Source organism: Neolewinella litorea, from assembly GCF_004803465.1.
Lineage (GTDB): Bacteria > Bacteroidota > Bacteroidia > Chitinophagales > Saprospiraceae > Neolewinella > Neolewinella litorea.
Map to the genome: position 1 here is coordinate 23,208 of NZ_SRSF01000009.1, position 14,007 is coordinate 37,214.

Sequence of the window (14,007 nt, forward strand, 5' to 3'; positions counted from 1 at the left end):
TAAACCAGTCATTTCTACGCTCGGGCCGGGGAAGGGTGGGGAACATCCGGATACGGAGCTAAAGGAACAGCCCTGCAGTCCCAGTTGGCGGAAAGCACTTATCCTAAATTTCTCGAAGAACTCATGTCCTACCCGAGGGTAGCAAGGGACAAAAGTTACGACAATAAGCCACAACCCCATGTGCCTACTTATGTCCGCACCCAAGCGAAGCGAGGGGTAGGATAACACCCATTCAGTCCTTCACCCTTCAGTCCTTGACCGGCCCGAGCGAAGCGAGGGGTAACTGTAACGCCCCTTGAGCCCTTGAGCAGGCAACGCACCTACCCAAGCGAAGCGAGGGGTAAATGCAACACCCATTCACCCATTCACCTATTCACCCATTCACCCCTTGACCCCTTCACTCCTTCACCTCACCCAGCTCCCCGAACAAGCTCAGATTGGCCGCGCGCACTTCATCCTGAAACTCGCGCATTTCGCCGGTGAGGAAGGCGTTGACCTGGCGGACGAAGTCGTCGCCCTTTTCGGAGAACTGCTCCAGCATCAGGCGGGCCATCTGGCTGGGTTCGCCTTCGATCTGGGCGATGTAGTTGCGGGCGCTGTAGAGGTAGGACTGCAGGTTGGTGGGGTTGCGCTGGATGCCTTTGAGGTCCTCGGGTTCGGTGACGATCTCCTCGAGGCGATCGATGTGCTTGAGGAGCTCCTTGCGGTGGTTGGCCAGGGTGTCCTTGACGGCCTTAGGGGCGTTGGCGGCGGCGTCTTCGACTCGTTTCAGGCTCTTGCGGGCCTCCTGTAGTCGGTCCCAGGCGGCGGTGACTTTATTGACTTCGGCTTCCAACTCGGCGTACATCCGGTCGCGGGCGGCGTAGCGGGCGGCGCCCCGGAAGCTGTCGCGGGGATCGGCGTGCAGGGTCACGATCGTTTCATCGGTATGGTCGCCGTAGGTCATCAGGATGCGGTAGGTGCCGGGGGTGACGGAAATGCCGTTCGGCGCGTCGGCGTCCTCCTTGCGTTCGCGACGGCTGGGGGTTTCTACGCCGTCGCGGCGCAGGTTCCAGCTGGTGCGGTTCATGCCCCATCGCGGCTTATCGGTGTACGTGCGGATGGTGTCGCCGGTCTGGACGTCGATCACCTGGATCTTCACTTTCTCTTTCGGAGCGGGGATGGGGTCGATCTCCTCATTCTGGTCGGCGAAGGCCTTCTGCAGGCTGCCGGTTTCGCGGCCGGGGATGTCCTCCTTGATCTCGGGGTCGATGATGGAGAAGCGGGTCAGCTGGCTAACGTCCACCGAATCCGGATCCACCGTTTCGCTGGGGCCGCCGGGGCGCACCCAGTACGTCAGCATTGCGCCGCCGGGGCGGTCCTCACCCTGGAACTGCCCCTGGGCGTAGAAGCGGGTGCCCTGGTAAGAGCGACTCTCCCACGCGTAGGCGTCCGGGGCGGGGAAGAGGCGGAAGGAGTCCTGCAGGATCTCGGCGCCCTCCCGGGCCATTTCGCGGAACGGCCGGATGTCGTCCAGGATCCAGGCCGCGCGGCCGAAGGTGGCGATGATCAGGTCGTGCTCCCGGGGGTGGACCTTGAGGTCACGGGTCGACACGTGGGGGAAGCCGGCGTCGAAGCGCGTCCAGCTGTCCCCGTAGTCGAGGCTGTACCAGAGTCCCTGGTCGGTGCCCAAAAAGAGAAGGTTCTCCTGTACCGGGTCCTGGACGATGGCCTGGGCGTGTCCGCTGACCTTGTTCTCGTCCACGATGCGGGTGAAGCTTTCCCCGTAGTTCGTGGTGTGGTACACCATGGGGCGGTAGTCACCGCGGCGGTAGTCGTTCACTACTACGAAGGCTTCGCCGGGATTAATGGGCGAGGCTTCGATGTAGGGGATCCAGCTGCCGGGGTTCATACCGGTGAGCTTGCCGGTGAGTTCCGTCCACTCTTCACCGTCGTTGCGACTGATGTGGAGGCGTCCGTCGTCGCTGCTCACCCAGAGGGTCTGGGGTTGCATGAATTGGGGTGGTGCGGGCACGATGGCGAGCAGGGTGGTGTGGTTTTCGGCCTGCGTGGCGTCGATGGTTAGTCCACCGCTGATGTCCTGCCGCTGCTTGGTGGAGTCGTTGGTGGTCAGGTCGGGGCTGATGATCTCCCAGCTCAGGCCGGCGTTGGTGCTCTTGTGGACGTACTGGCTGCCCATGTAGATGGTGTTCGGGTCGCGAGGCGACTGCGCGATGGGGGCGTTCCAGTTGAAGCGGAGGAATTCCCCTTCGGGGTGCACGGGCCGGATGAAGGTGGTCTTGCCGGTACTGCGGTCCACTTTGCCGAGGGCGCCTCCCTGACTGGCGGCGTAGACCACGTCGGGCTGGTCGGGTTTGAAGATGATGTCAAAGCCGTCGCCGAAGTACACTTCCTGCCAGTCTGCGTCGGTGATGCCGCCGCTCTTCAGTCCCTGGCTGGGGCCTACCCAGCTGCCGTTGTCCTGCATGCCGCCCCCGATCAGGTAGGGGTAGCTCATGTCGTAGTTGATGTGGTAGAACTGGGCCAGCGGCAGGTTGGCGGCGAAGCGCCAGGTTTCTCCGCCGTCGTGGCTGAAGTTCAGTCCGCCGTCGTTGCCCTGGATGATGTATTCAGGGTTGTCCTCGTCGATCCAGAAGGCGTGGTTGTCGGGGTGAACGTTGTTGCCGTAGTTGGCAATCTCGGTGAAGGTCTTGCCGCCGTCTTCCGACTTGCTGATGTAGGTGGCGATGTGGAATACGCGGTTCGGGTTCTGGGGGTCCACGTAGATCTCGGCGTAGTAGAAGGGGCGGTCGCCGACGTCCTTGGTGGTCACCAGGCTGAAGGTTTCTCCCCCATCGGTGCTCTTGTACAGGCCGTTTTCCTTGGCTTCCACGAGGGCGTAGACAATTTCGGGGTTGCTGGCGGAGATGGCCAGACCGATGCGGCCGAGGTTCCCCTTGGGTAGTCCGTCCTTGGCGGTGCGGCGTTCCCAGGTGTCGCCGCCGTCCTTCGAGATCCAGATGCCGGAGCCCGGTCCGCCGGAGTTGAAGAACCAGGGGTCGCGGTCGAAGGTCCAGGTGGCCGCGATCAGTTTGTCGGGATTGCTGGGGTCCATAACAAATTCGGCGATGCCGGTGCCCTCGTCTACATAAAGGATCTTTTCCCAGTTCTTGCCGCCGTCAGTGGTGCGGTACACGCCGCGTTCGGGGTTCGGCCCCCACATACTGCCTAGGGCGCCTACGTAGACGGTATTCGGGTCGGTGGGGTGGGTAAGGATGCGGTGGATATGGCGGGTATCTTCCAGGCCCATCATCTCCCAGGTGGCGCCGCCGTCGAGGCTGCGGTAGATGCCGCCGCCGTAGTTGGCTGAGTTGCGGGGGTTACCTTCGCCGGTGCCGGCCCAGATGATGCTGGGGTTGGCGTCGCTGACGGCCACCGCTCCGATGCTGAGGTACTTCTGGTCGTCAAAGATGGGTTCGAAACTCGTACCGCCATTGTTGCTTTTCCACAGTCCTCCGGAGGCCGTGGCCACGTAGATCATGTCGCGGTCGTCGGGGTGCACGTCTATTCCCGTTACCCGTCCGGACATCCCGGCCGGCCCGAGGGAGCGGGGGGCGATGGCTTTCCAGTGGTCTTCGTTGAGGTCTTGCGCCAGGATCAGGGCGGGCGCGCAGGTGCAAAGGAGTAGCGTAAAGAGCTGGGTAATTCGGTTCATGGATTGGAGCTAAGCGGGCAAGATAGCCAGCCCGTGGCAGACATCGGACGTGGCAGAGGCGTCATTCTGACAGACATCGGATGTATGACAAAATGACGGTTCAGTGTTTACTAGCATTTCTGCCACTTTCAACACGATATGTTATCAAATATCGTTAAAATGCCCCGGAAACCCTGGCAGACGTCCGACGTCTGCAAAAATGGCAGCACTGACACGTCCGACGTCTGCCAGCGCGCTTATCTTAATGACTGGTTAACTCCATGGCCACTTGCAACCCTCCGCCCACCACCATCGTACTGTATTATCTGGACTTCCATGACGTGATCCGCAAACTCTTCATTCTTCCTATCCGATTTTATCAGGCAGCACTGTCACCCCTGATCGGACCGCGGTGCCGCTACGACCCCACCTGCAGCCACTATGCGGTTGGGGCCATCCAGGAGTGGGGCGTCCTGAAGGGCAGTTGGCTGGCGATCAAGCGCATAGGCCGCTGTCACCCCTGGGGCGGATTCGGTCCGGATCCGGTGCCCAAAAAGCCCCACGTGAAGGAGTAACTTTGGTAGAGTCCAATAGCTATCCTTTCAGTCTGTATCATTTAATATCCCGGTCGATATGATCCGTCTTTTCGCTCTCTTGCTGGTTTCTTCGGCGCTCTCCGCCCAGGGCATTCAATTTTTCGAGGGGAGCTGGGACGAGGCCCTGGCCAAGGCCGAAGCCGAGGACAAGCTCATTTTTGTAGACGCCTACGCGGAGTGGTGCGGGCCATGCAAGATGATGGCCGCCAACGTATTCCCAAACGAGGAGGTGGGTGCATTCTTCAACGCCAACTTCGTCAACGTCCAGTACGACATGGAAAAGCCGGAGTCGGCTGCCTTCCGGGAATACCACCGGGCCCCGGCTTTCCCCACCCTATTGTTCATCGGCCCCAACAACGAACCCGTGCACCGGGTGATCGGCGCCCGGCAGGTGCCCCAGTTGCTCGCCGATGCCCGCACTGCCCTGGAACGCGTTGATGATCTAGAAGCACTTCGCCGCGATTTCGCCGAGAACCAACCCGGCTCGGCCTACAAACTGGTGCGCGCCCTGATCCGCCGCGGTGAACCGCACCTGAAAATCACCAACGACTACCTGCGCACGCCCGGACTGGATTTTACGGCACCCGCGAACCTCCGCCTCATATTGTTGGCCACGACGGAGGCGGACAGCCGACTGTTTGACCTTCTGCTGGAGCACCGGGAGGCGATCCTGGCGCTGGAAGGACGGGAAGCCGTGGACAGCAAGGTGCGTGCGGCCGTGCGCGCTTCCTTCGATAAAGCCTTGGAATTCAGGAGTGAGCGACTGATGGCCACTGTGGTCGAAAAAGCCGAACTCTTCGATAATGACGAAGCCAAACGACTCGAATCGGAGGGTGAATTCGCGTTTGCCCTGCAGGGGCAAGACCCGGAGAAAGTCTATAAAACCGCCAAAAGCTACCTCAAACGGGGAGCCGAGGGGGATGAGGCCAGGCTGCGCAATCTTTTTGGGGCCCTCGAAAATTCAGACTTTATCGACCGCACAGTCATAATCGACCTGGCCGCGGAAGCGCTGACCGGAGCCGCGGAACTGGCAGAGGAGGGGTGGCGCGATTACTACAACCTGGGCCGCTTTCTGCAGAAGCGACAGCGGTATGGGCAGGCGCTGGAAGCCGCCGAGCGTTCCCTTGCCGCCCTGGGTCCGGACGGACCGGCCAATTACCGCCGGGCGATCCAGGATCTGGTGGACCAGCTCCGGGAGCAGACGAAATAGCACCGTAGCTTTGCGGGCATGCACCCGGACCTTAGCTACCTCCTTCACGACCTTATCGGCACGGCGCGCGACAATGCCTTCAGCATCGTCAAGACCTTCGGGCTCTTCCTGCTGCTGGCCTTTCTGGTAGCGGCCAAATTGCTGAAGTGGGAAATGGAGCGGCGCGAACGCCTGGGACAGCTGCCGGCGGAGCGGGTGCTGCGGGTGCCCGGGCAGACCGTCACCAAGGCGGACTACATCAGCAACGCCATCATCGGTTTCCTGCTTGGCTATAAGATCCCGTACGCCATCGGCAACTTTTCGGCCTGGCAGCAGGACCCTTCCGGGGTGCTGTTGTCCATGGAGGGATCTTTACTGGGGGGGATTCTTGGTGCTGCCCTGTTTTTCGGTTACTACTACAACATCGGTCGCAAGCAGGGAGCCCTGCCCGATCCGCAGCCCGTGGACGTATACCCCAGCGATCGCGTGGGGCCCATAACCATGGTTGCTGCATTTGGCGGACTACTGGGTGCCAAGCTCTTTGCGGTTATTGAGTATTGGGACCGCTTTCTGGAAAATCCGCTGCAGGAGCTATTCAGTGGCGGCGGCCTGGCCATTTACGGTGGTCTGATCGGCGGCGGAATTGCCGTGTACCTTCATTTGCGCAAGCACCGGATTCCGGTAGTGCCGATCATGGATGCCGTGGCTCCGGCCCTGATCGTCGCCTACGGGGTGGGGCGTATCGGCTGCCAGCTGAGCGGCGACGGCGACTGGGGCTCGGCCATCGCGGCGATCCCTGATTGGTGGTTCCTGCCCGACTGGCTATACGGTTACGACTATCCCCACAATGTGCTGAACCGCGGGGTGCCCATCCCGGGCTGCACGGTCGACTACTGCAGCCGGCTGCCGGAACTCCACTATCCCACCCCAGTGTACGAAACCCTGATGGCATTTGCCATTGGCGGCATCCTGTGGGCGGTGCGCAAACCACTTACCGTGTGGCCGGGCATGCTTTTCTGCATCTACCTTTTCCTCAATGGCGTAGAGCGCTTCTTTATCGAGTACGTGAGGCTCAATGATAAGTACGACGTATTGGGGCTTCACCTTACGCAGGCACAGATCATTGCCATTGGCTTTATGGTCGCGGGTCTGCTGGGGGCCTGGCTGGTGCGCTGGCGGGGGCGGGCGGTGATATGAGCTTGGCAGACGTCGGACGTGTCAGGTCTGACTGGTTGGCAGACGTCGGACGTCTGTCAATGTGACAGTACTGCTATTGGCTCATATTTGGGAAAATAGCCTTCCAAATAGGGTGCTGCATCTAATTTTCTACCTCTTACATGGGGTTGTCTTAAAATTCTCTCCTGAATCTCCAACTGACACGTCCGACGTCTGTAAAAATGGCAGCACTGATACGTCCGATGTCTCCCAGCCCGCCCCCAATCCACCATTCGCTATCTTTGCCCCCCTAAATTCAAGGAGATGAAATTCGGAGTTATCGTTTTCCCCGGCAGCAACTGCGACGACGACATGATCCACGTGCTCGGCACCGTCCTGGGGCGGGAAACCAGGAAACTCTGGCACAAGGAAGAAAGCCTCGGCGACCTTACCACCGACGACTGCATTATCGTGCCCGGAGGATTCAGCTACGGCGACTACGTGCGCGCCGGGGCCGTAGCCCGCTTCTCTCCCATCATGAAATCGGTGATCGAATTCGCCAACCAGGGCGGCTACGTCTTTGGTATCTGCAACGGCTTTCAGATCCTCTGCGAAGCCGGCCTGCTCCCCGGAGCCCTGCTGCGCAACCGCGAACAGAAGTTCATCGCCAAGAACGTCTACATCCGGGCAGAAACCGACAACGCACCCACCAACCGCGACCTTTCCCCCGGACAAGTACTCCGCATCCCCATCGCCCACGCCGAAGGCCGCTACTACGCCGATGAGGACACCATCTATCAACTCAACCAAAACGACCAGATCCTATTCCGCTACTGCGACGGCGCCGGAGAAGTCAACCTGGACAGCAACCTGAACGGCTCAATCGGCAACATCGCCGGCATCTGCAACGAAAACCGCAACGTCTTCGGCATGATGCCCCACCCGGAACGCGCCAGCGAAGAACTGCTCGGCAACCGGGACGGACTTATCATTTTCCAAGGTCTGGCTAAGGCCGTGGCCGCCGCCAACTAAAGGACTAACGGACTAAAGGACTAACAGTCTAAAGTCCCCTTAAATCTCCACCCCCCTCTCCCGTAGTTCCCAGCGTAGCTGCTCGGGGTTTTCGAAGCGGATGGTGTCGAGGCCTTCCCGGCGGGCGGCTTCCACGTTGCGAAGACTGTCGTCAATGAAGACGCAGCCGCCGTAGCCCTGCAGGGAGAACCGTTCGTGCAACAGGCGGTAGATGGCCGGGTCGGGTTTCTGGAGTTTGACTTCTCCGCTTACCATGATTTCTTCGAACAGGTCCAGGAAGTCGAAAGTCTCCCGCGCCCACGGAAAGAGCTCGTGCGACCAGTTGGTCAGGGCGAGCAGCCGGTACTTACCGCTTGCCTTTAATTCCTTTAATATCTCTACGGTGCCCTCGATCGGTCCGGTGATGGTTTCCGTCCAACGGTCGTAGTAAATGCGGATCTCGCGCTCGAATTCGGGGTGCCGCTCGATCAATTCACGGGTCCCCTCCTCGATGGTCCGACCGGCATCCTGCTTCTCGTTCCACTCCAAGGTGGCAACGTTGGACAGGAAATGATCTACCTCCTCCTTCGTATCGAAAACCTGCTCAAAAAGCGCCCGGGGCTGCCAGCCTATGAGTACGTTGCCCAGGTCGAAGATTATGGTGTGGATCATGGGTTAAGGGGTTAATGGGTCAAGGACTGAAGGACTGAAGGACTGAATAGGTGTTGCATTTGCCCCTCGCTTTGCTCGGGAGGGGCTGCCAATGGGCTAAGGGGTTAATGGATCAATGCAGTGTTGCATTTGTCCCTCGCTTTGCTCGGGGGGGGGCTGCCAATGGGTTAAGGGGTTAATGGGTCAATGCGGTGTTGCTTTTGTCCCTCGCTTCGCTTGGGGGGGGCTGGCACCTGCGGCCGCGCCATGATTATGCTTTTACTTTACGGTTTTGTGCGGTGGCGATGAGTCCCAGGCCGAGTAGGACGAGGGGGACGCTGAGCCATTGTCCGGTGGTGAGTGATTCGCCGAAGCCGCCCTGGTCGCTTTTGAAGTATTCCCAGATAAAGCGGAACCCGAAGATGAGAACGAACCAGAGTCCGGTGAGGAAACCCGGTTTCTTGGGGGCGTCGGTCTTCCAGTAAAGGGTGATGAGGATGGCGAACGTGAGGAGGTAGCTGAGGCTCTCGTAGATCTGTACCGGGTGGCGGGGCACGTCGGCCAGGCTGCTCGGGAAGGCGTTCACGAAGAGGAAGGCCCAGGGGGCGTCGCTCGGGGTGCCTACTATCTCGCTGTTCATCAGGTTGCCGAAGCGGATCATGGCTCCCACCAGGGCGATCGGGGCGGCTACCTTGTCGCTGATCCAGAAAAAGGATTTCTTGCTCACGTACCGACTGAAGAGCCAGAGGGCCGTCACCACGCCGATCACGCCGCCGTGGCTGGCGAGTCCGCCCTCCCAGATCTTGAGGATATCACCGGGGTGCTGGCTGTAGTAGTCCCACTGGTAGAACAGGATATGACCCAGCCGGGCACCAAGCACCGTACCGGCGATCAGGAAATAGAAGCAGTAATCGAGCCAGGCTTCGGGGGCCCCTTCCCGCAGGAACATCCGGCGCACCATCATGAAGCCCAGCAGGAAGCCGATGGCGAACATCATGCCGTACCACCGCAGGGTGATGGGGCCGATGGTGAAAATTTCGGGGGAGGCGTCCCAGGTGATGTATAACAGCATATCGTGGTTCAGCACCCTAGGAGGTCATGGGGTAGGCCCGCTCGAGGTGTTCCTCGATCAGACAGAAACCCGCCCCGGTAGGGTTGATGGATTTGGCGCTTCGGAACAGCGCGGTAGAAAAGTGGTACAGGTTCGACGTGCCCCGCACCCGGAAGTCGCGGTCGACGGGCGCGCGCGCATCCTCCCCCATGCGGATGAAGCCTACGGGATGGTAGGTGTCTTCCAGTTTCTCGTACTCGTGAATGTCGGTAAAGAGTTCCTCGTAGCAGTGGCCCTCGGCGTCGAGCACCTGTTTGATCTTCTTTTTCGCTTCGGCGATGGCCGCGCGGTCACTGTGGCTCACCGACCAGTTGACGCGGATGCCGGGCTCGCCGAATTTGTCGGTTTCCTCCGAGACCACCACCTCATTATCCGTTTCGTCTCCCTGCTCGATGTCAAGCTGGAGGCTCCAGTCGTTGCGGTGAATGTGCAACTTGCGCAGAAAGAGCAGTTTCGTGCCGAAGAGGGCCAAAAATGCGAAACTCTGCGCCACTTCGCCGAAGCTGGTACCGCCCTCCTGCCGGCCGAACATGGCCTTCTTGAGCACGGTGAATGCCGCTACATCCTTGTTGGGCACCACGTGGGCAAAGTTTACCCTGCCCCCCTGCGTATTGACCAGCAGGCGCTTGGTGAACAGGGAAGTGCCGACGAATTGCGGGGTGAAATCCACGCCGTGCAGCACGGGAGGGGAGTTCTTCACCCGGAAGAGTTCTACGCTCACGTGGTCGCCGAGGTTCTTTCCGAGATCGGTATTGGCCAGGGTTTCGTTGTCCAGCTTGCTCAGCAGGCGGCAGCTTTCGAGGGCTCCGGAGGTGAGGTAGAAGCGGTCGGCCTTCACCACGGAATCTTTACCGTCGACGGTGCGGATGTGCACCCCCTTGATCGTACCATCGGGGGCGGTGGTGAATCCGGTGACGCGGGTGTTCTTCAGCCAGCGCACGGCCTCCTTGTCCTTTTTACCGAGGCGTTTGAAGAGGTTTCGCTTGAAATAGCCGAGCCAGATGCCGTTCTTGACCCGTGGGTCTTCCTTTTCACGCAGTTTCTTCTTCCTGCCGAGCAATTCGCGGAGCACGCGGCCGCGGTGGCGGTTGTTGAGCTCCACTATGTAGTTCCAGTCGGGGTCGTCCGTGACGACGTCCCGCTCGTCGAAGAAAAGGATCTGTCCGCCCCAGCGGGCCGAGGTGCCGCCGAGCCCAAAGTACCGTCCGAAGCGCGATACCTTGCTCGTATCCGAAGCCGTAGCTACGCCGGCCTCCTCGGAACTCTTCGTGGTTTCGTTGCCGACCTCCACGACAGTGATGTCCAGCATATCGCCGTAACGTTCGCGGAGTTGCCTGAGAAGGTAGGACCCGTAGGTGCCACAGCCGATAATACATACACTAGGTCGGTCCATAAAAACTATACCTTAACGGATTGCAGGAGGTATTCCCGAAAACGGGTAATAACGTGTGGGGGCAGTTGTTTGTCCGACCTCCACAGCCGGACCACCTCTTTGATATTTTCGTTCCGGGAGGAGGAGAAAAGGGTGATCCCGAAATCCTTGTCCTCCTTGTAGTAGGCCAGACAAAGTTCCGCGGCGGAAATATCCGACACCTCATTTTCGCGGAGAAATTCCCGGGCCTGTCCCATAATGGCAAAGACGCCGAAGCGGTAGTAGCGCCGCCCTGGCAGATCGTCGGTAATCGTTTCCCGAAACCGCTTGCTGAGGTCGTCGCCGAACTGGATTGCGGTGTACGCCTCACGCAGCGGCTCACCGCCGTAGATGTCGTCGAAGCTGCCGGCCAGTCCCAGGTGGCGCACCTTGCCAGCTTCCTTCAGCTTTAGCAGGCGCTCCACTACGTCGTCCTGATTGGCCAGCGGGGAGGCGATGCGATGGAGCATGAAATTGTCGACGTAGTCGGTCCGCAGTTCCTTGAGGCTGTGGTGAAGGCTGTCTTCCAGCCGCTGTGGGTCGATACTGGTTGTGTAGGAGAAGGCGTGGTGGTGCTGGCTGCCCGACACCTTTACCGCCGTCGAAAGCAACCGCTTCAGCGGGGTGCGCACCAGGTTGAAGGCCGGCATGAGGGCGAAGGGTATCCGCCTCGGGGTGATCCCGAACTTGGTGGTGACGGTCACCGCGTCGCGGCGGTCGCGAATGAACTTGCCGAGCAGCATCTCCGCGTGCCCGAAGCAATAGGCCGGGGCCGTATCGAAGTGGACCACGCCCTGATCGAAGGCCGTCTCCAGGTTGCGGACGGCCCCGCGTACGGTGTAGTTTCTTCCCAGGGAGGAAGTTCCAAATCCCAGATTGACTTGATCGGCGTTGCGCATAAGGGGAACTAATCTAGACAACGCAACCTAAGCCTCCTTATTTTTCGCGCCCGCGGCGGGCAGGGGCTTCATCTGCGGGAAGAACAGTACTTCCTGAATGCTCTTCTGGCCCGTGAGCAGCATCACCAGCCGGTCGATGCCGATGCCGATGCCCGCCGTAGGCGGCATGCCGTATTCGAGGGCCCGCAGGAAGTCTTCATCCGTGGCCATGGCCTCGTCGTCGCCGCGCTGGGCGAGTTGCAACTGATCCTCGAAGCGCTCCCGCTGGTCAATCGGATCGTTGAGCTCGGAGTAGGCGTTGGCGATCTCCTTGCCGTTGACCATCAGTTCGAAGCGCTCGACCAGTCCTTCCTTGCTGCGGTGCTTCTTGGTCAGGGGCGACATCTCCACCGGGTAGTCGATGATGAAGGTGGGCTGGATCAGGTGGCCTTCGACCTTCTCGCCGAAAATCTCGTCGATGAGCTTGCCGCGGCCCATGGTCTTGTCTACGTGGACGTGCAGCCGCCTGGCGATGGCGCGCAGTTCTTCCTCGTCGGCCCCGTCGATGTTCTCGCCGGTGTATTCGCGAATGGCGTCGGCCATGGTGAGGCGGCGGTAGGGACCCTTGAAGTCGATCTCGTGCTCGCCGGCCTTCACTTTGGTGGTGCCGTTGACCGCCTGCACGGCGTGCTCCAGCAGTTGCTCGCAGGTCTCCATCATCCAGTGGTAGTCCTTGTAGGCTACGTAGAATTCCACGGCGGTGAACTCGGGGTTGTGGGTGCGGTCCATACCCTCATTGCGGAACATCTTGGCGAACTCGTACACGCCGTCGAAGCCGGCCACAATGAGCCGCTTCAGGTAAAGCTCATTTGCGATGCGGAGGTACATCGGCACGTCCAGCGTGTTGTGGTGGGTCTTGAAGGGCCGGGCCGCCGCGCCGCCGTGAATGGGTTGCAGGATGGGGGTTTCTACTTCCATCAGGCCCAGGTCGTCGAGAAACTGCCGCATTGAGGTGATCAGGCGGCTGCGCTTGCGGAAAATTTCTTTGTACTGGGGGTTGACCGTCAGGTCGACGTATCGCATGCGGTAGCGAAGCTCCGGATCCTTGAATTCATCGTAGACGTGGCCCTCGTCGTCACGCTTCGGGGTGGGCAGGGGGCGCAGCGACTTGCCCAGGAAGGTGAGTTCCTTGACGTGCACCGAAATTTCGCCCGTGCGGGTCTTGAATACGAACCCCTTGACGCCGATAAAATCGCCCAGGTCGAGCAATTTCTTGAACAGGGTATTGTACAGGGTTTTATCCTCGCCGGGGGCAATATCGTCGCGGCTCACGTAGAGTTGGATGCGGCCGCTGCTGTCCTGCAGGTTGGCGAAGGCGGCCTTGCCCATGATGCGCTGCGACATGATCCGGCCGGCCAGGGTGACGTCCTGCAGGTTGGTTACCTGCCCGTCCGCGTCGGTTTCTACCTGCTCGAGGATGTCGGCGGCCAGGTGGGTCACCGGAAAGAGGGCGGCGGGGAAGGGGTCGATACCGAGTTCGCGGATCCTGGCGAGGTTGTCGCGGCGGATTTTTTCCTGGTCGGTGAGTTCCATGGGGTCTAGATTAAGTTGCAGCGGGCAAAGGTACGGTATTGATGCGAGCGGCCGGCCTGCGGGGCGGGGCGGGGGCGCACAACAAAAAAGCCTCTCCACCCCGGGGGATGGAGAAGCTTTTCTGACCGGGTAGAAGCCGGTGTACTAGTCGTTGTCGCGGGTAATAAAAGACTCCTCTTTCTGGCGGCGGGCTTCGCGTTCGCGGAGCTCACGCAGTTCGCGGGCGTCTCTTTCGCGTTGTTCTTCTTCCTTCATTCCCTCCTTAAGTTCCTGTTCCAGGGAGCCTTTGGCGGTATTGAATTCACGGATACCCTTACCGATGCCGCGCATCAGCTCAGGAATTTTCTTACCGCCGAAGAGCAGCAAAATAGCAAAGAAGACCAGGATCATCTCCGGGCCGATGGCATTGAGGAAAAGCAGCGTGGTATTCATCTTCATCGTAGTTGAAAGCGTCATCAAAGATAACGCAAGTTAGTGGATAACGTGTCGGCGGCCTGTTGAGTTGTTCGCCCCCACCGTTAGTTCCGAGTCGCAGAGCTTCGCCCCGTTCCATCCATTGAGTACAACTTACGGCGTCCGGGGGTTGACGGATTCAGGTCAAGGTTCCAGGGGCGGCGGCGCGCAGGTGCCTGGCCCATTGCCGTGAAAGCCATGTCAGGCCTTGACTTCCCGGGACTAAACCCATACCTTATACGTGTATCTTTTTGCGTACTGGTCGGCCCCGGACCACGAAATCCAC

Annotated in this window: 11 protein-coding genes; 4 read left to right on the forward strand and 7 right to left on the reverse strand. The window is 60.0% G+C overall.

The genetic code is table 11. From position 1 onward, the window contains the following. Window positions 1-397: 397 nt before the first annotated feature. Window positions 398-3,694 (reverse strand): VPS10 domain-containing protein, encoded by a 3,297-nt coding sequence (locus tag E4021_RS15055; RefSeq protein WP_136460205.1) that lies wholly within the window; start codon window positions 3,692-3,694, stop codon window positions 398-400. A 260-nt stretch (window positions 3,695-3,954) separates the two neighbouring features. Here E4021_RS15055 and yidD point away from each other — a divergent pair, with 260 nt between their 5' ends. The 4 genes from yidD (at window position 3,955) to purQ (ending at window position 7,645) form a co-directional block, all read left to right on the forward strand. Continuing rightward, window positions 3,955-4,248, forward strand: coding sequence for a membrane protein insertion efficiency factor YidD (yidD, locus tag E4021_RS15060; RefSeq protein WP_211097032.1), 294 nt, complete (start codon window positions 3,955-3,957; stop codon window positions 4,246-4,248). Window positions 4,249-4,306: 58 nt separating this feature from the next. Next, complete coding sequence (locus E4021_RS15065; protein ID WP_136460206.1) at window positions 4,307-5,479, forward strand: thioredoxin family protein; 1,173 nt, start codon at window positions 4,307-4,309, stop codon at window positions 5,477-5,479. Between the two features lie 18 nt (window positions 5,480-5,497). Further along, complete coding sequence (locus E4021_RS15070) at window positions 5,498-6,655, forward strand: prolipoprotein diacylglyceryl transferase (protein ID WP_136460207.1); 1,158 nt, start codon at window positions 5,498-5,500, stop codon at window positions 6,653-6,655. Window positions 6,656-6,937: 282 nt separating this feature from the next. Next, the gene (purQ, locus tag E4021_RS15075) at window positions 6,938-7,645 is read left to right on the forward strand and encodes a phosphoribosylformylglycinamidine synthase subunit PurQ (protein WP_136460208.1); all 708 of its coding nucleotides are present in this window, start codon (window positions 6,938-6,940) and stop codon (window positions 7,643-7,645) included. A 39-nt stretch (window positions 7,646-7,684) separates the two neighbouring features. Here the strand turns inward: purQ and E4021_RS15080 are convergent, their stop codons facing one another. The 6 genes from E4021_RS15080 to E4021_RS15105 all read right to left on the reverse strand — a co-directional run bounded on the left by E4021_RS15080 (window position 7,685) and on the right by E4021_RS15105 (window position 13,700). Continuing rightward, a complete protein-coding gene (locus E4021_RS15080; protein ID WP_136460209.1) occupies window positions 7,685-8,296 on the reverse strand; it encodes an HAD family hydrolase in 612 nt (203 codons plus the stop codon). A gap of 250 nt (window positions 8,297-8,546) precedes the next feature. Next, window positions 8,547-9,347, reverse strand: a complete 801-nt coding sequence (gene lgt / locus E4021_RS15085; RefSeq protein WP_136460210.1) for a prolipoprotein diacylglyceryl transferase — start codon at window positions 9,345-9,347, stop codon at window positions 8,547-8,549. 16 nt (window positions 9,348-9,363) lie between these two features. After that, window positions 9,364-10,779 (reverse strand): GMC oxidoreductase, encoded by a 1,416-nt coding sequence (locus E4021_RS15090; RefSeq protein ID WP_136460211.1) that lies wholly within the window; start codon window positions 10,777-10,779, stop codon window positions 9,364-9,366. 5 nt (window positions 10,780-10,784) lie between these two features. After that, entirely contained in the window at window positions 10,785-11,696 is a 912-nt protein-coding gene (locus E4021_RS15095) for an aldo/keto reductase (protein WP_136460212.1), read from the reverse strand. 27 nt (window positions 11,697-11,723) lie between these two features. Next, window positions 11,724-13,268, reverse strand: a complete 1,545-nt coding sequence (gene lysS, locus E4021_RS15100; protein ID WP_136460213.1) for a lysine--tRNA ligase — start codon at window positions 13,266-13,268, stop codon at window positions 11,724-11,726. Between the two features lie 144 nt (window positions 13,269-13,412). Next, entirely contained in the window at window positions 13,413-13,700 is a 288-nt protein-coding gene (locus tag E4021_RS15105; protein ID WP_136460263.1) for a Sec-independent protein translocase subunit TatA/TatB, read from the reverse strand. Window positions 13,701-14,007: the final 307 nt, after the last annotated feature.

What these genes read in the sequence shown, in the direction of transcription:
- lysS (WP_136460213.1), bottom strand. Translation starts at nt 13,268, where the DNA reads ATGGAACTCACCGACCAGGAAAAAATCCGCCGCGACAACCTCGCCAGG.
- E4021_RS15095 (WP_136460212.1), bottom strand. Translation starts at nt 11,696, where the DNA reads ATGCGCAACGCCGATCAAGTCAATCTGGGATTTGGAACTTCCTCCCTG.
- E4021_RS15070 (WP_136460207.1), top strand. Translation starts at nt 5,498, where the DNA reads ATGCACCCGGACCTTAGCTACCTCCTTCACGACCTTATCGGCACGGCG.
- E4021_RS15080 (WP_136460209.1), bottom strand. Translation starts at nt 8,296, where the DNA reads ATGATCCACACCATAATCTTCGACCTGGGCAACGTACTCATAGGCTGG.
- E4021_RS15105 (WP_136460263.1), bottom strand. Translation starts at nt 13,700, where the DNA reads ATGAATACCACGCTGCTTTTCCTCAATGCCATCGGCCCGGAGATGATC.
- yidD (WP_211097032.1), top strand. Translation starts at nt 3,955, where the DNA reads ATGGCCACTTGCAACCCTCCGCCCACCACCATCGTACTGTATTATCTG.
- lgt (WP_136460210.1), bottom strand. Translation starts at nt 9,347, where the DNA reads ATGCTGTTATACATCACCTGGGACGCCTCCCCCGAAATTTTCACCATC.
- purQ (WP_136460208.1), top strand. Translation starts at nt 6,938, where the DNA reads ATGAAATTCGGAGTTATCGTTTTCCCCGGCAGCAACTGCGACGACGAC.
- E4021_RS15090 (WP_136460211.1), bottom strand. Translation starts at nt 10,779, where the DNA reads ATGGACCGACCTAGTGTATGTATTATCGGCTGTGGCACCTACGGGTCC.
- E4021_RS15055 (WP_136460205.1), bottom strand. Translation starts at nt 3,694, where the DNA reads ATGAACCGAATTACCCAGCTCTTTACGCTACTCCTTTGCACCTGCGCG.
- E4021_RS15065 (WP_136460206.1), top strand. Translation starts at nt 4,307, where the DNA reads ATGATCCGTCTTTTCGCTCTCTTGCTGGTTTCTTCGGCGCTCTCCGCC.